At 49.8% G+C, this 17,791-nt stretch carries 16 protein-coding genes; 6 read left to right on the top strand and 10 right to left on the bottom strand.

Features of this window, described 5'->3' with window-relative positions:
• The 9 genes from Q4E40_RS12815 to ric form a co-directional block, all read right to left on the bottom strand.
• Window positions 1-1,545 carry a sensor histidine kinase gene (locus tag Q4E40_RS12815; protein ID WP_303412676.1) on the bottom strand — a complete coding sequence of 515 codons (1,545 nt, stop codon included), beginning with the start codon at window positions 1,543-1,545 and terminating at the stop codon, window positions 1-3.
• Window positions 1,546-1,586: 41 nt separating this feature from the next.
• On the bottom strand, window positions 1,587-3,197 hold the full coding sequence (nadB, locus tag Q4E40_RS12810) for an L-aspartate oxidase (protein ID WP_303412675.1): 1,611 nt from the start codon (window positions 3,195-3,197) through the stop codon (window positions 1,587-1,589).
• Window positions 3,198-3,299: 102 nt separating this feature from the next.
• Window positions 3,300-4,343 (bottom strand): quinolinate synthase NadA, encoded by a 1,044-nt coding sequence (nadA, locus tag Q4E40_RS12805; RefSeq protein WP_303412674.1) that lies wholly within the window; start codon window positions 4,341-4,343, stop codon window positions 3,300-3,302.
• A gap of 18 nt (window positions 4,344-4,361) precedes the next feature.
• A complete protein-coding gene (locus tag Q4E40_RS12800) occupies window positions 4,362-4,835 on the bottom strand; it encodes an RrF2 family transcriptional regulator (RefSeq protein WP_303412672.1) in 474 nt (157 codons plus the stop codon).
• A 30-nt stretch (window positions 4,836-4,865) separates the two neighbouring features.
• On the bottom strand, window positions 4,866-5,186 hold the full coding sequence (locus Q4E40_RS12795; RefSeq protein ID WP_303412671.1) for a metal-sulfur cluster assembly factor: 321 nt from the start codon (window positions 5,184-5,186) through the stop codon (window positions 4,866-4,868).
• A gap of 44 nt (window positions 5,187-5,230) precedes the next feature.
• On the bottom strand, window positions 5,231-6,547 hold the full coding sequence (locus Q4E40_RS12790; protein WP_303412670.1) for a hypothetical protein: 1,317 nt from the start codon (window positions 6,545-6,547) through the stop codon (window positions 5,231-5,233).
• A 167-nt stretch (window positions 6,548-6,714) separates the two neighbouring features.
• A complete protein-coding gene (locus Q4E40_RS12785; RefSeq protein ID WP_303412669.1) occupies window positions 6,715-7,533 on the bottom strand; it encodes a DUF2249 domain-containing protein in 819 nt (272 codons plus the stop codon).
• A 2-nt stretch (window positions 7,534-7,535) separates the two neighbouring features.
• On the bottom strand, window positions 7,536-8,042 hold the full coding sequence (locus tag Q4E40_RS12780; protein ID WP_303412667.1) for a hemerythrin domain-containing protein: 507 nt from the start codon (window positions 8,040-8,042) through the stop codon (window positions 7,536-7,538).
• Window positions 8,043-8,382: 340 nt separating this feature from the next.
• Complete coding sequence (ric, locus tag Q4E40_RS12775; RefSeq protein ID WP_303412664.1) at window positions 8,383-9,339, bottom strand: iron-sulfur cluster repair di-iron protein; 957 nt, start codon at window positions 9,337-9,339, stop codon at window positions 8,383-8,385.
• Between the two features lie 191 nt (window positions 9,340-9,530).
• Here ric and Q4E40_RS12770 point away from each other — a divergent pair, with 191 nt between their 5' ends.
• The 5 genes from Q4E40_RS12770 (at window position 9,531) to Q4E40_RS12750 (ending at window position 15,627) form a co-directional block, all read left to right on the top strand.
• The gene (locus Q4E40_RS12770; RefSeq protein WP_303412662.1) at window positions 9,531-12,830 is read left to right on the top strand and encodes a vitamin B12-dependent ribonucleotide reductase; all 3,300 of its coding nucleotides are present in this window, start codon (window positions 9,531-9,533) and stop codon (window positions 12,828-12,830) included.
• Between the two features lie 173 nt (window positions 12,831-13,003).
• Window positions 13,004-13,348, top strand: coding sequence for a DUF6970 domain-containing protein (locus Q4E40_RS12765; RefSeq protein ID WP_303412661.1), 345 nt, complete (start codon window positions 13,004-13,006; stop codon window positions 13,346-13,348).
• A 209-nt stretch (window positions 13,349-13,557) separates the two neighbouring features.
• Window positions 13,558-14,283 carry a hypothetical protein gene (locus Q4E40_RS12760; protein ID WP_303412659.1) on the top strand — a complete coding sequence of 242 codons (726 nt, stop codon included), beginning with the start codon at window positions 13,558-13,560 and terminating at the stop codon, window positions 14,281-14,283.
• 48 nt (window positions 14,284-14,331) lie between these two features.
• Window positions 14,332-14,748, top strand: coding sequence for a hypothetical protein (locus Q4E40_RS12755; protein WP_303412657.1), 417 nt, complete (start codon window positions 14,332-14,334; stop codon window positions 14,746-14,748).
• 363 nt (window positions 14,749-15,111) lie between these two features.
• Complete coding sequence (locus tag Q4E40_RS12750; RefSeq protein ID WP_303412655.1) at window positions 15,112-15,627, top strand: hypothetical protein; 516 nt, start codon at window positions 15,112-15,114, stop codon at window positions 15,625-15,627.
• Here Q4E40_RS12750 and Q4E40_RS12745 read toward each other — a convergent pair.
• Window positions 15,608-16,474, bottom strand: a complete 867-nt coding sequence (locus Q4E40_RS12745) for a hypothetical protein (protein WP_303412653.1) — start codon at window positions 16,472-16,474, stop codon at window positions 15,608-15,610. The genes Q4E40_RS12750 and Q4E40_RS12745 overlap by 20 nt on opposite strands.
• 527 nt (window positions 16,475-17,001) lie before the next feature.
• Here Q4E40_RS12745 and Q4E40_RS12740 point away from each other — a divergent pair.
• Complete coding sequence (locus Q4E40_RS12740) at window positions 17,002-17,781, top strand: polysaccharide biosynthesis/export family protein (RefSeq protein WP_303412651.1); 780 nt, start codon at window positions 17,002-17,004, stop codon at window positions 17,779-17,781.
• The last annotated feature ends 10 nt before the right edge of the window (window positions 17,782-17,791 follow it).

The following is a 17,791-nucleotide window of genomic DNA, read 5'->3' as shown; positions in this document are numbered from 1 at the left end:
TTACTCGTTCAGGTGAGTTTTTGCTAAAGTAACAATAAAATGCGTACCCTCCCCCGGTTTACTTTTGGCTGTAATATCGCCCCCATGTCGGATCGCGATTTTACGGCAGATGGCCAGCCCTATACCGGAGCCTTCGTACTTCTGTCCCTCCAGTCGCTGGAAAATGTTGAAGATCCGGTCCAGGTATTTCTCCTCGAAGCCGATTCCGTTGTCCTCCACGTGCAGCTCCACCAGTTCGTCGCCCGGGGTGGAGGTCAGGTGGGCTTTCAGCTGCAATTCTTTGGCGTATACCTTTACCACGGGCTCCACGTCGTCTTTGCGGAACTTGATGGCATTGCTGATCAGGTTCTGCAATAACTGGCGCAACTGGGTAGGCTCTGCCTGAATGACGGGCAGCGGCCCCACCTCCACTTTGGCATGGGCGTTTTCGATGGCAATCTCCAGATCCGATACCACGTCGTGCGCAATCTGGTTCAGGTCCGTATCCACAAACGGCTTTGACTTGGAGGTAACCCTGGAGAAGGTGAGCAGGTCGTTGATCAGGTTCTGCATCCGAACGGCCGCGTTGAGCATGCGGTCCACGTAGTCCTTGCCCTGCTCGCTCAGGTTCTCGTACTCTTTTATCTTGAGGCGGTCGCCAAATGCCTGAATCTTGCGGAGTGGCTCCTGCAGGTCGTGCGAGGACACGTAAGCAAAATCCTGCAGCTCACGGTTGCTTCGCTCTAGCTCTGCTGCATAGCGGCGCAGGCGCTCCTCGGTTATTTTCTGGCGGGTGATGTCGTGTATGAAGCCGGTGTATACCTTGCGGTCGGCCAGCTTCACTTCGCTGATGCTCAGGTATAGCGGGAAAATGGTGCCGTCTTTTTTGAGCCCGGTTACCTCGCGGCCCACGCCTATAATGCGCTTTTCGCCGGTCTCGTGGTAGTGGTGCATGTAGTTGTCATGCAGGCTCTTATCAGGCTCGGGCATAAGCATGTTGATCTTCCGGCCAATCACCTCCGATTCGCCATAGCCGAACAGCCTGCAGGCGGAGGGGTTGATCATCTCGATGACACCACGCATATCAATGGTAATGATGCCATCCACAGCGGTCTGGATGATGGAGTTGATCCGGCTTTCGCTTTCGCGCAGTGCGACCTCCGTTTTTTTAAGATCGGTGATGTCGTGGATGATGCCGGTAAAGATCTGCTTGTCGTGCAGGTTCACCTCGCTGATGCTGAGCAGAAAAGGGAACACGGTGCCGTTTTTCTTTTTGCCCAATACTTCGCGTCCTTTGCCGATGATCTGCCCTACCCCCGTGCGATGGTAGTTGTCAAGGTATTTATCGTGCAGACTATGGTCGGGCTCCGGCATGAGCATTCTCACGTTATTACCGATAATCTCCTCTGGTTGATAGCCAAAAATATTGGCCGCAGCCGGATTTACGGTTTCTACAGTGCCTCTGCGGTCGATGGTGATGATGCCGTCGATCGCTGTTTCGATGATGGCTTTCAGTCGCGACGCATTGTCTATAAGCTGATTAGATGGCTTTTCGTACTCTTCCAAGTGTGTTTATTTTCCTAAATATAAGCAGTACGGGACTATTCTCAAAAAAGTGCCCGTATACCTGTTTCAGGAGCATCAACTAAAAACGCGTTATCCTGGCTGGGCCGCCCCTCAGGCAGTGTTTCCGTCACGGAATGCCCGCCAACGCTTTCCCGCCTGGCGAGTGCGGCTTTCGTAATTAATTCCGCTACCGTGAGTAGATTCTGTAGTTCCTGCACTTCCCGCTGTGTACCTGTCATATAGGCTATACCTTTCATCTTCCGTTGCAGAGCGTCGATTCTAGCCTGGCAACTCAGCAGACCTTTTGCGGAGCGTACAATACCGGCCTGCTCCCACAGGAGCGTCTGCAGTTTCGAACGGTTCCGCTCTATTTCTGCCCGCATGCCCAGCCACAACGTTCCTACATAGTTTTTCTCCAAAGTCATATCAGGTATAGCCTGCATTGGCATCGGAGCCAGGCCTACCACCTGCCTAGCTGCACTTTGCGCAAACACCACCCCTTCCAGCAATGAGTTGCTGGCCAGCCGGTTCGCCCCATGCACGCCCGTACAAGCGACCTCCCCGACGGCGTATAGCCTATCAATGGAAGTTCGCCCCTGCATATCCGTTTTCACACCACCGCATTGGTAATGGGCTGCCGGCACGACAGGTATGAGCTGCTTTTCCACATCAATGCCAATAGTGGCACACTTATGATAAATAGAAGGAAAGTTTTCCCGCACCTTTCCAGCAGGCAGATGGCGCACATCCAGGTATAGACAGGGACTTTGGTGATGCTGCATTTCGGTCAGCACGGCGCGGGCCACAACATCGCGCGGCGCTAGCGAACCCAGTGGATGGTAGTGGTGCACGAAGCGGCTGCCGTCCGGCAGAACCAGTTCCGCCCCTGCTCCCCGCAAGGCCTCGCTGATCAGGAAGACCTCGCCGTTTGGTTGGTACAACGCGGTCGGGTGAAACTGGAAGAACTCCATGTTTTGGATGATGGCGCCCGCTCTTGTAGCCATGGCCAGGCCGTCGCCGGTGGCTATACCTGGGTTGGTGGTATACTGGTATACCTGCCCGGAGCCGCCGGTGGCCAGCACCACCGCTTGCGCCCGTATAGACCGAACCTCCTGCGTGTGCAGATCCAGCACCTGTACGCCATAGCAAAACGTACCTGAATTGCTGGTATCCGTGAGTAGCTCTATACCCATCTGATGCTCCTGCACGGAGATGATCGGGTGGCGCCGCACAGCCGCTTCCAAAGCCTGCTGTACGCTGCGTCCCGTGTGGTCTTTTACATGCACAATGCGGTGATGGCTGTGGCCGCCTTCCAGACCAAGTGCCATATTCCCAGATTTAACTTTGTCAAAACCAACCGCCATACCTTGCAGCCAGCGGATGGCTGCCGGGGCCTCCTGCACCATATAGCGCACTGCAGCTTCGTCGCATACCCCGGCGCCCGCCTCGAGCGTGTCCTGCACGTGCTGTTCGAAGGAGTCGGTTGGGTCCAGCACAGCGGCGATGCCTCCCTGCGCGTAGGCCGTGTTGGTTTCGGAGAGGTGAGCTTTGCAAAGCACCAGTACGCGGCCATGGGCAGCGGCCTGCAGGGCAAACGTGAGCCCCGCAATGCCACTACCCAACACCACGAAATCAAAATCCGGCGCTTTCATTGTTATTTAAAAGGACAAAAGATTTTTGGCCAAAGGACCAAAGACTCTCGGGTCGCTGTAAAGTACCTTCTCAACCATACCCTATTTTCAAAACAGTGAATTCTACGAGAAGGCCAGCATCCGCTCAATCGGCAGCAAAGCTTTCTGACGAATTTCTTCTGGCAGATCCACGGTATATAGGCGCTCCGATCCGGTACCAATGGCCCGCAAAGCCTGCAGCGTACGCTGTATCGTGATCTGCTTCATGTGCGGACACTTGATGCAGGGCACGATGAATTCCTTCTCCGGGTACATGCCCCGCAGGGTTGCTCCCAGGTCGCACTCCGAACCCAGAATAAACTGACGAGACTTGCTCTCCCCCACAAAACGGAGAATATCGGATGTGCTGCCTACGACGCCACCTGCCTCGGTCAGGGCGTCGGCTACCGTATCGTCCGGCACTTCCCAATGCACGAGCACCTGCGCTTCGGGGTACATCATTTTGAGTCCGTTGATGCGCTGTGGCGTAAACTGCTCGTGTACCTCGCATTTGCCTTCCCACAAAATCAGTTCTCTGCCGGTCTCTGCTTTGATGCGGGTCTGCAGGTTGCGCCCCATGAACAGGTCCGGCAGGAAGATCAGACGGTCGGAGTCGAAAGACCGGGCGATGTCCATGGCGTTGCGGGAGGTGCAGCAGATGTCAGCTTCGGCTTTGGTCTCGGCGTAGGTGTTGATGTAGGCCACCACCGGCACGCCCGGGTACTGCGCCTTGAGTTTGCGCACATCGGCCCCCGTGATGCTCTCGGCCAGCGAGCAACCTGCCTCAAAACTCGGCAGCAGCACTTGCTTGGCGGGGTTCAGGATCTTGGCGGTCTCGGCCATGAACTTCACACCACAGAAAATGATGTTGTCGGCCTCCACGCTTTTGGCGGCCACACTCAGGCCAAGCGAGTCGCCCACAAAGTCGGCGATGCCGCCGTCGTTGTGGTGCACCTGCAACTCAGGCGACATGTAGAAGTGCGACAAAATCACCGCGTTCTTCTCGCGCTTCAGTTCCCGGATCTCTTCCACCACCTCCTGCAGGGCGGCAATCTCTTCGGTTTGGGCAAAAGGGTGCATGGCTCTGAATTTTTCAGAGAAGGCACCCCGTGTCAGGGTCGCTGTCATGGTATGTTTTAGAATGGTTTAAGCGATGCCGCGGACAGAGCCATTCAGCATTTCTTCGGGTTGGTTTTTAATGAAATATTTTCCGGTTTTCACGTCGTCAACCAAGCTCTTTATCGTTTTCTCGCGGAACACCTGCAGCAGGTGGTTGCGGTATACCTTGATTTCATCGTGGAGCGGACACGGGTGAATGTCAGAGCACTGTTTCATGCCCATACCGCATTTTCTGAAGGCCTCCAGTCCGTCGATAATGCTGATCACTTCCAGTAAGCTGATCTCGCTGGCGGGACGGTGCAGGAAGAAACCGCCATGCGGGCCTTTGATGGAGGCGATGACGCCTTTGCGCACCATATCCTGCAGGATCTTGCCTATAAAATGGGTGGGCAGTTCCAGTTCGTTGGCTATCTCTTTTATACCCACACGTTTGCCTTCTTCGTCCGCCATCGCAATGTACACGATGGACCGCAGGGCATATTCTGTTGTTTTCGAAAGCATAACCTTATCTTAAATCGGGGTGCAAAGCTATCAGGTATTTCCTAATTGTCGCATCCCTTCCTCACTTATCATATCCGGCGTCCACGGCGGAAGCCATACCAGTTCCACTTCAATATCCAGATTCGGGAAGCGCTTGTGCAGCATTTGCTCAGCCGACTTCGTGATGGTGCCACTCATGGGGCAGCCCGGCGTGGTCAGCGTCAATTCTATGTGCAGCTTCTCCTCCTCTTCCTTTAGGGTCACTTTATATACAAGTCCAAGGTCGACAATGTTTATGCCCACCTCCGGGTCGATGATGTATTTGAGCGCTTCATACGCTTCGTTGACGATCTCCTGTTCCTGCGTTTTCATAATCTATTAGCGTTCTGAGTCCCGATTTCTTAATCCTGAGTCATTTAATTTGCTCCTTTTGCTGCCTTTTCGTACCCGAATGGCTTTAAATCTTTCACTTTGTGCAGCACCACTTTAAACACGTTGCCAGCATACAGCACCGCCGCTATGCTCAACAGCACGGCCCCCAGCAAAATAACGGGTTGCTCAGCCAGCAGCACACCCACCAGCAAAGTCACCAACCCTACGATGTAGGTGATGTTCTGCCAGCGCAACAGTGCTACGCTGTACAGGTCCTTCGGCATAGGCGTTTTAAAGCGGCCCACGTAGTCTTCGTAACTGTGCATCCAGACAATGAAGGGAAGCGTCTTAAAGGTCTGCCCCAGAATCAGCGCCGACACAAAGCCAAAGAAGATAGATAAGCCATACACCAGGTATAGCGCCGACAGCAAACGTTGCGGCAGTCCGAACTGCAGCGTCACTACAAAGACCAGCACGATGGGCAGGATCAGCAGCGTCAGGGCTACAAAGGTCTGTTTCATACCCAGGTCCAGATCCGGGCGTTTGCCGAGGCACTTGGCCTGGTACAGGAAATAAAGGAAGCAAGCTATACCTGCCACAACCATCACCGCATAGAGCGCATAGAAACCGGTGTGCAGAAACAGGTGATCTGCCGCAAAAAGCACCAGTCCCCCGTTGATCAGGTAGTAGCACCAGTTCAGGCTCCGGGTATCTTCGGGGTGAGCCAGCAGGAACATCGGGATCAGTTTGGAGCCTACGCCCACGATCAGCAGCAAAAACCACCCGGCCATACCGATGTGAGCATGCAGCTGCAGATAATGCACGTGGTCCTGCGGCAGGAACGGATACTGAAAGTTGAAAACCATCAGCACGCCGACCAAGCCCGTCGCCACTAGCCATACCACGGAGGTTACCATAAAGTCGGCCTCTATACCCCATTTATTCACTTGCCGTGCGGTCTGCACGACGTTATAAGCAAAGAGCAGAAACGATATAAAGAGCAGGCAGGCCGCTATATGCATCGTGCTGCCTACCCAGAAATTCCAGAACGAGACCGTGAGCAGCACAGTACCTGTCGACAGCAAGGCAAAGGCCCAGGTTCCTAGCTTCTCACTGTAAAGCCGCACCTCCAGCACAACAGGCAGCAATTGGTAAACTGAGCCGAAGATGATCATCGTCGCCCAGCCCAGCGCCGCCACGTGGGTGAGCGTGAGCAGCTTCGGATGGAAATAGTGTCCCCCGAAAGCATCTGTTGAGAAGAAAAGCAGCAGGCACAGCACCACAAAAGACACCGCCGCGAAGGCATAGTGCGGCAGCACAAGCCATTTGGAGGGTGAGTTGGATACAGTTGCGGCGCTCATGTGTTTGATTGTTGGTTGTTGGTTGTTAATCGTTCATTTCTTTCATTGTCATCTCGAATGTAATGAGAGATCTGAAGCATCAATTTCTATTCGCAATATCCAGATTTCTCCCGATGGTCGAAATGACAATAGTCATTCGAAAAGACAGCATTAGTACAGGATAGAGTCTACCTGTATAGCAACAAATACACTTCGTTCGGCCCTACTTCTTCTATACTTACCTTAAATCCCCGCTCCGTCAATTGTGGTAGCAGGAACTGGGGTACTTTGCGGTGGTGTACATACAGCGCCTCCCCTTCAGGCAGCGTTTCGAGCGCGCTGAGAATGGACACCATCGGCTGTGGCATTTCCATCTGGCGCACGTCTATTTGCTGCAGCTTGCCGCTATACCTGGCCAACAGGTCATCAAAGTTTTCCTCGCTGGCAGCGGAAATTGCTTCTACCTTTTCCCCCACACTTTGTTTCTTGAAATAGGTCTTCACCAGGTTAGGCCCCAGCGTTTCGGTATAGTAGGCAAAGCCTTTGGGGCGCACAATGGCGATCAGCGGAATCGGCTCGAAGGTGTTCACAATGCAGAGCACCTGTTCTGTACTCAGCTTGTTCACCGCGTCCATGATCTGTAGAAAAGGATCGTCGCCCTTGGCGATGGTATCGCGAACGTCCAGCACGATAATGTTTTCCTGACTCAGGTTCGCCATGAAGGCTGGTTTTTCCAGCACGTCAGCTTCCATAGGTATAGCTCGTTTGTTGTGCGTTGGTTTTGACGCGATGCTGAAGCCCAGCGGTTCCAGCTTTTCATAGAAATCCTCCACCCGGCACTTGCCAATGCGGGCAGCGTCGGCGATGGTTACCCGCGAAGCCAGCACTTTGCGCAGCACGGGATTCCGCAGCTTCTCAAAGTGCTTGTTGATCGACACGATGGCCTCTATCGCCGCAGGGTTCTCCCGCAGAATGGTCGAGATGCGTGTGGTGGCAGACAGTTCCATGGTTAGGCAGCTTTTTTATTTTCCCAGAAAGCGGGCTCAAATTCGTCTTTCGGCTCCTGTAGGTCATGCTCCAGCAGTCTGCCCACATCGGCCAGTTCCTCCGGTTCAGCCATGATTTGCAGGTATGGGAACAGCTCGCGTTCTTCCCAGCGGATGTGGTCGGTCAGGTCCTGCTGCAAGGTTGATATCAGCGAGGTATTCAGGTTCTTTTGCTCGTTGATCAATCCGATAATGGCTTCGATCAGCTGGTGCTCTTCATGCATCCTGATGGAGTTCACATCATCCCTTGGCAAAAGTCTTTTCACGATCACTTCCTCCTCCAGGCAGTGCGCTTTCAGGATGGTTTTCCAGAAATACTCAATGTACTGGCGCATCATCTCAAAAGAGGTGCCGTTGGCCATACCTTGCTTCAGTTTCCAGCAGAACAACAGTCCGAAGTGGTGCTCCCGTGAGAGAGGCACCAGGCTCTTGTCTCGTTTCAGTGGTTTTGGTTTTGTTGCAGTTGTCATAGTGGTGGTGGGCATTGCCCGTAGTAGGTTAATTTTTCTGATAAATTTCAGGAAAAGAGTGGGGAATGTTTGACATCCCCCTACCTCCTTCTTTTTCGAGGGTCCCTACCCCAAGAGGACTTTCTCCTATCTTTTGTCATCCTGAAAGGACCCTGGTTACGAGTAGCATAGGCTTAACCTCCCTTCTACCAAGTTTCTTAACAGAAAGACAATCAATTCTAAGTGACCTTAAAAGGAGACTCTCTTTGTTGGAACAGCACTTATTTCGAACTAAATAAATCCTGTCAATCCTGGGGGTAGGGGCCCTTTTTATAATCCTGAAAATCCTGATTCAGACATATTAATTCAGCACTTCTTTCTCCAGCTCCACTGCTTTCACGAACAGCACGTTGTTCTCGAGGTGGATGTGGCGGTGCAGGTCTTCTTCGAACTCCTGTAGTTTCGAGAACATTACTCTATACGTGGCGCAGGCGTCTGCTGGCAAGGTATAGTCGTCGGTTAGTCTGCGAATGGCTTCCAGTTCGCCGCCGGCTGCCTCGTGCTCCATCTCCATCATGTTGATCGGGTTCTGGATGCTGCCGAAGGCCGGACGGTCGATCTTCACGCCGTTTTTCTTGGCTTCTGCCATTTGCTTGATGAAGGGGAACAACACGCGCTCTTCTTTCGGCATGTGGGCTTCCAATTCGTTGGCGATGTTCACAAAGTGCTTGGCTACTTCAATTACCTCCGGGTGACGGCTGCCGTGCACACGGGCTACTTTGGTGGTATATTCATATAGTGTAGGTATAGCCTCACGCACATAGCTGTGGTGCATGTTCACGATGTAGTCGCCCAGGAAGCCCAGGTCCCACTTCTCGTATTCGTTGCCACGGGCGGCTGCACTGCCTGTCTCTGGCATGGCGTTCAGTTCGCTCTCTACCACTTCTGGGTTAATGCCTTTTTCTTCGCACACCTGCTTCAGCGATTTCTTGCCCCCGCAGCAAAAGTCGATGCCGTATTTTTTGAACACTTGCGCCTTGCGGTAGTCTTTGGCCACCAGTTCGCCAACGGTCTCTCCTTCTTCTTGTGTCAGTTTTGAGATCTTCACTTCCCATATCTCCGGTCCCTGCAACAGGTATTCCCACTTAAAGGTATTGCCGCGCTCGCCTAGCAGCTGGTAGTACAGCGGCTTCGGGTCGTGGTCGTTGTGAATCACAAAAGCTTCGCCGCCATTAAGGTTATCAAACCACTGGAAAATGGTCGGGTGCTTCATGCGTGGCTCCAGTACTGTTACGTCTAATTTTTCTATGGTTTCCATGGTGTTTTTTTAGTTGAATAATGGGTTGTAGATGATTGCCGATGTAAAAGTATGCACTAGCAAAACAAAATAAAAGATAAAAAGGTCTTTTTTTCTTAAATATTTTTCTGATATATTTATGAAACCATTTATCAAGCCTTCAGACAGATAACAAACCACTGATAATCATACCATTAAAGAAAAGCCATTTTATGAAAAAAGAGAAATCAAAAAGCGGTGGACTCCCCATTCTCCGTTATTTTACCCGGCAAGGTGAGAGCGCCTATACCTTGTTTGACTATGAAAAAAGGTCTTCCACCATCCGCGATCCTACCGGAGCAATCGTGGCTGAGATAAAGGATGTGGAAGTGCCTGCCAACTGGTCTCAAATTGCCACTGACATCCTCGCTCAGAAGTACCTGCGCAGGGCGGGCGTGCCGCAGCCCGATGGCAGTACGGGATCAGAAAAATCGGTGAAGCAGGTGGTGCACCGCCTGGCGGATTGCTGGAGAAGCTGGGGCGAAGGAAATGGCTATTTTAAGGGCAAGGAAGATGCGCAGGCTTTTTATGATGAACTCGTGTACATGCTCCTCGGGCAGTATGCCGCGCCCAACTCGCCGCAGTGGTTCAACACGGGCCTTTACTCCTCTTATAATCTAACCGGCAAAGCGCAGGGACACTATTATGTAGATCATCAAACGGAAGAGTTAAAAGAATCGACTTCGGCCTACGAGCGACCGCAACCGCATGCCTGCTTCATACTCGCCGTAGACGATGACCTCGTGAACAAAGGCGGCATCATGGACCTTTGGGTGCAGGAAGCCCGCATCTTCAAGTATGGCTCGGGCGTGGGTACCAATTTCTCCAATATCCGGGGCAAGGACGAAGCCCTGGGCGGTGGCGGCAGTTCTTCGGGTTTGATGTCTTTCCTGAAGATCGGCGACCGGGCGGCAGGGGCTATCAAATCAGGGGGCACGACAAGGCGGGCGGCCAAGATGGTGTGCCTCGACCTCGACCATCCCGAGATCGTGGAGTTCATCAACTGGAAAAAAGAAGAAGAGAAAAAAGTGGCGGCCCTGATTGCGGCGGGCTACTCCTCGGACTACAACGGCGAAGCCTACCAAACCGTGTCGGGACAGAACTCGAACAACTCGGTACGGATTCCGAATGACTTTTTCAAGGCACTGCAAAACGACGAGCCGTGGCACCTGCGCGCCCGCTCCACCGGCAAGGTGATGCAGTCTATACCTGCCCGCAAACTGTGGGACCAGATAGCCGACGCCGCTTGGTCCTGCGCCGACCCGGGACTGCAGTTCGACACGACCATCAACGAGTGGCATACCTCTCCTGCCGAAGGGCCTATCCGCGCCTCGAACCCCTGCTCGGAATACATGTTCCTCGACAACACGGCCTGCAACCTTGCCTCCCTCAACCTGATCCGCTTCTTTGATGAAGCGACGCAGACATTTGATGTAGCCGCTTACCGCCACGCCTGCCGCCTCTGGACCATGGTGCTGGAGATCTCGGTGCTGATGGCGCAGTTCCCTTCCGAAGAAGTGGCCCGGCGTTCTTACGACTACCGTACCATTGGCCTCGGTTATGCCAACCTCGGCGCTTTGCTGATGGTGCAGGGCCTGGCCTACGACAGCGACGAAGCCCGCTCGGTAGCTGCCGCGCTCACCGCGATTATGACGGGCACTTCCTATGCGACCTCTGCCGAGATGGCCGCCGAACTGGGTGCTTTTCCAAAGTATATACTCAACGAAGAAGCTATGCTGCGCGTCATCCGCAACCACCGGGCGGCCGCGCACAACCAGCCTGAAGCCTACGAAGGCTTGGCTATACCTGCCGTTCCGCTTGCCCCTGACCTTTGCCCCGATTACCTCCACCAAGCCGCTTGTGCTGCGTGGGACGAGGCACTGGAACTGGGCCAGAAACACGGCTACCGCAACGCACAGGCTACGGTCATCGCCCCGACCGGCACTATCGGTTTGCTGATGGACTGCGACACGACGGGCGTGGAGCCTGACTTTGCGCTGGTGAAGTATAAGAAGCTGGCTGGTGGCGGTTATTTCAAGATCATCAACCAGTCTATACCTGCCGCGCTCCGAAAACTGGGCTATACCGAAGCCGAACAACAGGCCATTGTGAACTACGCCAAAGGCCACGCTACTTTTAAAGGTGCTCCGCACATCAACGAGACCTCGCTGGCTGCTTCCGGCTTCACGCCCGAGGAAATCCAGCAGCTGGAAGCCGGCTTGTTGACAGCCTACGATGTGGCCTCGTTGTTCAGTCTTTATAACCTGGGAGAGGCCACGATGCAGCGGCTGGGTTTTGTGCCCGAGCTCTACAACATGCCGGATTTCAACCTGCTCCGTGCCCTGGGCTATACCTATAAACAGATAGAAGAAGCCAGTGACTACATCTGCGGCACCATGACTACTGAAGGCGCGCCATACCTGCGCCAGGAGCATTACCCGGTGTTTGACTGCGCCAACAAGTGCGGGCACAAAGGCAAGCGTTTCATCAAGCCCGAGGGCCACATCCAGATGATGGCCGCGGTGCAGCCCTTCATTTCGGGGGCCATCTCCAAAACCATCAACCTGCCCAACGAAACCACCCGCGAAGAAGTGGCCCGATGCTACCACCTGTCCTGGGAACTAGGGTTGAAGGCCTGCTCGATTTACCGCGACGGCAGCAAGCTTTCGCAGCCACTCTCGTCCAGTAGCCAGAAGGCCGAAACCGACACAACACCCGTCGCGGAAGCGCCGCAGACCGACAACAGCATCAGTGCCGAACAGGTGCTGCAGGCGGCCAAAGCCATTCTGGAAGACGCAGCCAACGAGCCTTTCCGCAAGCAACTGGCCCACATGGTAGAGCGCCGCAAACTGCCCGACAAGCGTAGCGGTTTCACCCAGAAAGCCAAGATTGACGGTCACACCGTGTACATCCGCACGGGCGAGTACCCGAACGGCGAGCTCGGTGAAGTGTTCATCGACATGTACAAGGAGGGCGCTTCGTTCCGCTCCATCCTCAACTGTTTCGCCATTTCGGTGTCGCTGGGCCTGCAGTATGGTGTGCCGCTGGAGGAGTTTGTGAACCGCTTTACCTTTACCCGCTTCGAGCCGGCGGGCCGCGTGGAGCACCCCAACATCAAGTCCGCCACCTCGGTCTTCGACTACCTCTTCCGCCTCCTCGGATACGAGTACCTGAAGCGCGAAGACCTGGTGCATGTGCCAAACGAGAAAACGGAAGCTCCCGCCCCGCCCGTGGCTGCGGCTATACCTGCCGTTACAAAGCCAGCGACCCAGCCCGAGCCTGCCACCGACGTGAAAGCCAACGGCTATACCTTGGTGACGCAGAGCCGCACTGTGCTGATGGAACAGACCCAGCAAGTGCTGGCCAGCATGATGGGCGATGCCCCCATCTGCAACGTCTGCGGCCACATCACCATCCGCTCGGGCACGTGCTACAAGTGCCTGAACTGTGGAAATAGTTTGGGGTGTAGTTGAATGTATTAAGTGGAAATGAAACAGGAGCGCCTATACCTTAGCGCTCCTGTTTTATTTAATGGAGGAAGCTGTTAATCTGATAATCAATATTATATTATGAAAATTATATAGCATTGATGCAACCACTTGAGTTGCACAAGGGTCATAGGGTCAAAAGATTTAGGCAATAAGCTATGAGACAACAAGCAATCACTTCTTTTATACTGATCATTTTCGTGTTCCTCTTCAGTGCGTGTGACAAAGAAGAGGTGTCCTGCATTAATGATTGCAAGGATGATTACCTTTCAAAGCACGAGATGGTCAGCTACTCAGGACAAGAAATTGGGTGCAAGACATTTGTGAGCTTGTATGAATACAAAAACAAGCAATACTATGTATTAGGTAATCATTGCGCTGATATGGTAGTATACCCTACAGATTGTGACGGCAACAAACTCTGTGAGAGCGGAGAAGACAATGTGTGTAAAGATTTTTATAAAAACGCGAAGTATATCGGAGTAGTCGGAATTAAAGAATGAAGCACATGACTGTATAGCGAGATATTGGTTCTATAAGGCATTAAGAAAAACAGGAGCGTCTGGGGATAGGCGCTCCTGTTTTTTTGTTTGGGGTGGTGGGATTAGGAATTATAGAAAAACAGCTATATTAGCTTCATTTAATACAGCTATTTTTTTAGCAGGAAGACTAAGGAGTAGACGCTGATTAAGACAATATTATCCTTGGATTTATGATGGGTAAGCATTGTGGTGGCTCTCAAACAGAAATTATTGAAAATTTTAAAATCTCGCTCCTTAATATGAATGATATATTAAACGACTTACAAGTAGCAATAAATGCTATAGAAGAATTCTACTATGCTATGCCTTCTGTTAATGTAGTTGACAACAAATTGCATATTGATTTAGTAGAGCAAAAGCATTATGAAAGACGTTTTGCAGCACAATTAAAATCAGAATATGACCAACTTATTCGATACGGAGTTACAGGAGATTATAAAGAAGTAAGAACAGACCTTGAAGTTATCAAAAGGTACATCTATTCAAGTAACCCTGATCCATCAATTACAGCCTCTTTTGAAAAACTGTATAGGCAAGACAGCAATAAAGCATTTGACACAATTACTACCATACCTGATTTTTTTATACACAAGCAACAAGACAACTTTGAAGAGGCTTTCCAAAAATTGATAGTTGAAATTAAGACTGCCCCCAATATCGAAGAAAACGAAATGTTTTCAGATTTATTCAAACTGAATGTCTACGTTGAAAAATACAACTTTCAGAATGGGGTTTTTTTGATAACTAACAATGCTAGTGAAAGAGTTAAGATATTGGCAAAAAAATACCTGCAGCAAAGGTTATACTTAGCACCATCTAAGAGGGAAAGAATCTTTTTATTTATTAAGCCAAGTTTTGAATCACAAATTGAAATAGTAAAATTAACTGAATTATAAAAAATTTCGCATAAAGGTGCATAAGCCGCTAAGCAACTATAAAAACCCATGAACGAAATATCTATATCATTATCATACAAAGTGCAAGGCGGAGACATTTTCGATGATTTAGAAAAAGACCTAAAAGAAGAATACATAATTAATGTACAATCCAAACCTGGTACAGCAGCGATGGGAATTTGGGATTCTATGGTTGAAATCATTGTAAATGTTGAATTAAAAGACTATGTAATGATTGTGCTTGGTGGAGCAGCTTGGGACTTAGTTAAGGCAGGTAGTAGGAGCTTTTTTTTAAGGCCGCTTGTACAGGCTTTTGAAAAATTAGAAAAGCAACATGAATACTTTGATTACACTAGCTTAAGACTAAAATTTCAGGATACAGAAATTGTAGTCTATGGATTAAAAAAGCTTTTATCTAGTAGACTAGGGACAACAATGCCTTTAATTACTATAATAATATTGTAAAGTCAGGTATTACACCTCATACTATTTACGTTCCAATAAGATTTGATAGTGAACAACAAGATTACGTTGATTATGGAGAAGGAGATGACTTTGACCTAAATGAGTATAAGAAATTATGGGGTGTATTTTATGATGCTCTTGGATATGATAGAGACGTTTATGATGTGGCTCAAAATAAACTATTATCAAAAGTATTCAAGTAGACTTCTTCAATATTATATAGCTAATACTATATACTATAGGCATGGCCTGTAGATTATTCATTTTCTTTCTACCCTTTTTTTTCAGCCGCTAGATAGGAAACTGTATCATGGTCATCTACATCAGTTACATTAGTTCGTTAGAGGTAATTAGAATCATAATATGCACAACTTTGAAGAACTTATTGAGACTGGAACAGAATTTACACTCAAAGCACTAAACGATACTTTCTATAAAATCTTACAAGAACTTCAAACAAGCTCACATACCCCACTGGTCAAAGGAGTTCAAATGATACAACTGCAGAAAGTGATTTTTGCAACTGGAATGTTTTCAATATTTGAAGCAGAATTACAGAACTTTCTAGACTGTGAAAATGGATTTAAAGAAGCAAAGAAGGCTCTTGTTGAAATGGGCGAAACTGATTTAGCTGACCGCTTCAATGATTTCTATCTAGCAATAAATGTTTTGAAGCATGGCAAGGGTTCTAGCTACAATAATCTTGTAGATAATCCCAAACCTTTACCCTTTAGATTAAAGTTACCAGGTGAAGATTTCTTTAATGAAGGGGATATTTCTGAAGTCTATACACTGGTCGAAGTGGATGATAATTTTATTTTGAACTGTGCTGACTTGATAAGAAGAATTTCAGAAATACTCAAATCATACAGATCATAACACCCCCCCTCACCCTACTCACCTTCAGCCCCCGCTGCCCCAGAAAAAATAACCCCAACCCCAGCGGCATAGGTACACTCGCCCAGAACATCAGCCAGTTGAAACTCGGCAAAGCCGTTAGCCCGAGCCAGAGCAAGGTACCCTGCCCGAACAGCATTAATTCCGTCGCGAAGAAGCCAGCCAGAAAAAGCGCCAGTCCGACACCGCCATACCTGCCGAGTCGGTAGAGCCCCTGCTGCAACAGGAAGCCCAGCATGAAGAGCGACACAAAACCGAGCAGCGACAGGTGCAGGTAACCGATGATGAAGTAGCGGAGTTTGTAGGCCAGGTCGGCCACGTACGGGAAAGCGGAAGCGGTTTGCAAGGCCAGCTTCAGCACAAAAAAGAACAGCGCCATACCTACCAGCGCCCGCACCCAGGGCTTCAGCAAGAGTACGGTTTCTGCCCATACCTGCCGCACTACTTTTGCCAGGTATAGCAGCCCCGCCAGTTGCATAGCCACCGACACATACCCTATGGCGTATACCCAGTCCGCCGGTTTGGTCCAGAGCACCGAGAGCGCATAGGCGAGCAGACAGGCCAAAGCCAATAGCCAGAAAGCCCGCATGGCCCAGTGGCGGTTGAAGTCGATTTGGTTACGCTCCAGAAACCAGAACAGCAAGCCGAGCACGGCAAAGGTAAACCAACCGTTGTACTGGAAGTGCAGGTAAAAATAAATGGCCGAATAGTAGAGTTCCCCGCCAACCGTGCCTTTCGCCATAATTGGCCCCATAGCCCAGGGACCAATGGAAGATACCACCATGAACAGCAAAGCTGCCCCGATGTACTTCAACGAAGTAGCGTGCAACCCGGTGTGTTTTCTTATTCTACATGCTAACGCCAAAGTAAGCTTTACCAGATTCAAACCTAAGTCACTAAACAATAAATGGACGGACTTAACTACATGTTCCCGTAAAAGCTATTTGACTATCAAATGTAAAGAGCCATATTAAATCCAAACACTAAGCTATAAGGCTCAACTATTGACACACGTTAAAACTGCTAACAACAATCGTATACCTATCTCTGTGTGAAAACCAAAATCTTAAAAGGTAACAAGTCCAAAAGGCATAACATTTGACACCCATAATATCACTGGCAAGTAGCCTAACATCATTATAATAGTTATACTATACTACCAATCTAAAGCAATAACACACCTAAGCAAAGTTAGCTTTAAACATCTTTGTAATATTTCTAAGTTTTTTTTGACATATAGTATATACTTTTTACAAATATTACGTAAATAGATGCAAGCTACAATAAACGAATGGGTAGGTATATCATATACCTATACCTTGAGTCAATTCTCACCCTAATAGTTTTGCTAAAATTATGAGAATAAAATTTTCCTACTACTTGATTCTCTTTACTCTATTTTCATGCAGCAATAGGAACCTAGCATACTTCAGTGATTTAAAGCAAATACCTGAATATGAAGAGAAAATCGTTAACCTTCCAGAGCCTAAAATCCAGACAGATGACCTTTTAAGTGTAACGATTAGTAGTCTGAGCGCTGATGCCGGAGCACTTTTCAGCAGGGGGACTATTGCCCAGGTAAGCAACCCAAGCACTACAGGAATTCCGAGCAACAAGCCGGGTGGAGAGTTAGGCTACTTAGTAGATCAAGCAGGCTACATAGATTTCCCGGTACTTGGTAAAATCAAGCTGGGAGGGTTAACTAAGCAGGAGGCCACAGAACTAATCGTAACTAAGCTACAGGACTATGTAAAGCAACCAACTGCCAGCATCCGATTCATTAACTTCAGAGTTACTGTTGTCGGTGAGGTTAGCCGTCCATCTACTTTTGTTATCCCTTCAGAAAGGTTAAATGTATTAGAAGCATTAGGTATGGCCGGCGATATGACCCCATATGGAAGAAGGGATAATGTCCTCATAATCAGAGAAGAAAATGGTATTAGAAAGATGGCAAGGCTTGATCTAAACAGTAGAGGCACATTTAGCTCACCCTACTTTTACTTACAGCAAAATGATGTGGTGTATGTAGAGCCTAATAAATCAAAGGTGACACAATCTACCTTCGACACGCGCTTCATTTCACTGTCACTAGCAGCAATGTCCACGCTATCAATAATTCTCTGGAGACTACTTTAAGCAATTCTCT

Source organism: Pontibacter coccineus (assembly GCF_030546575.1).
GTDB lineage: Bacteria > Bacteroidota > Bacteroidia > Cytophagales > Hymenobacteraceae > Pontibacter > Pontibacter coccineus.
The sequence above is the reverse complement of the archived record's forward strand: the minus strand, read 5'-3'. Positions and strand labels throughout refer to the sequence as shown.

Excerpts from the sequence above, each read along its gene's own strand:
- nadB (WP_303412675.1), bottom strand. The coding sequence starts at position 3,197 with ATGAAAGCGCCGGATTTTGATTTCGTGGTGTTGGGTAGTGGCATTGCG.
- nadA (WP_303412674.1), bottom strand. The coding sequence starts at position 4,343 with ATGACAGCGACCCTGACACGGGGTGCCTTCTCTGAAAAATTCAGAGCC.
- Q4E40_RS12800 (WP_303412672.1), bottom strand. The coding sequence starts at position 4,835 with ATGCTTTCGAAAACAACAGAATATGCCCTGCGGTCCATCGTGTACATT.
- Q4E40_RS12795 (WP_303412671.1), bottom strand. The coding sequence starts at position 5,186 with ATGAAAACGCAGGAACAGGAGATCGTCAACGAAGCGTATGAAGCGCTC.
- Q4E40_RS12790 (WP_303412670.1), bottom strand. The coding sequence starts at position 6,547 with ATGAGCGCCGCAACTGTATCCAACTCACCCTCCAAATGGCTTGTGCTG.
- Q4E40_RS12785 (WP_303412669.1), bottom strand. The coding sequence starts at position 7,533 with ATGGAACTGTCTGCCACCACACGCATCTCGACCATTCTGCGGGAGAAC.
- Q4E40_RS12780 (WP_303412667.1), bottom strand. The coding sequence starts at position 8,042 with ATGACAACTGCAACAAAACCAAAACCACTGAAACGAGACAAGAGCCTG.
- ric (WP_303412664.1), bottom strand. The coding sequence starts at position 9,339 with ATGGAAACCATAGAAAAATTAGACGTAACAGTACTGGAGCCACGCATG.
- Q4E40_RS12770 (WP_303412662.1), top strand. The coding sequence starts at position 9,531 with ATGAAAAAAGAGAAATCAAAAAGCGGTGGACTCCCCATTCTCCGTTAT.
- Q4E40_RS12765 (WP_303412661.1), top strand. The coding sequence starts at position 13,004 with ATGAGACAACAAGCAATCACTTCTTTTATACTGATCATTTTCGTGTTC.
- Q4E40_RS12760 (WP_303412659.1), top strand. The coding sequence starts at position 13,558 with ATGATGGGTAAGCATTGTGGTGGCTCTCAAACAGAAATTATTGAAAAT.
- Q4E40_RS12755 (WP_303412657.1), top strand. The coding sequence starts at position 14,332 with ATGAACGAAATATCTATATCATTATCATACAAAGTGCAAGGCGGAGAC.
- Q4E40_RS12750 (WP_303412655.1), top strand. The coding sequence starts at position 15,112 with ATGCACAACTTTGAAGAACTTATTGAGACTGGAACAGAATTTACACTC.
- Q4E40_RS12740 (WP_303412651.1), top strand. The coding sequence starts at position 17,002 with ATGAGAATAAAATTTTCCTACTACTTGATTCTCTTTACTCTATTTTCA.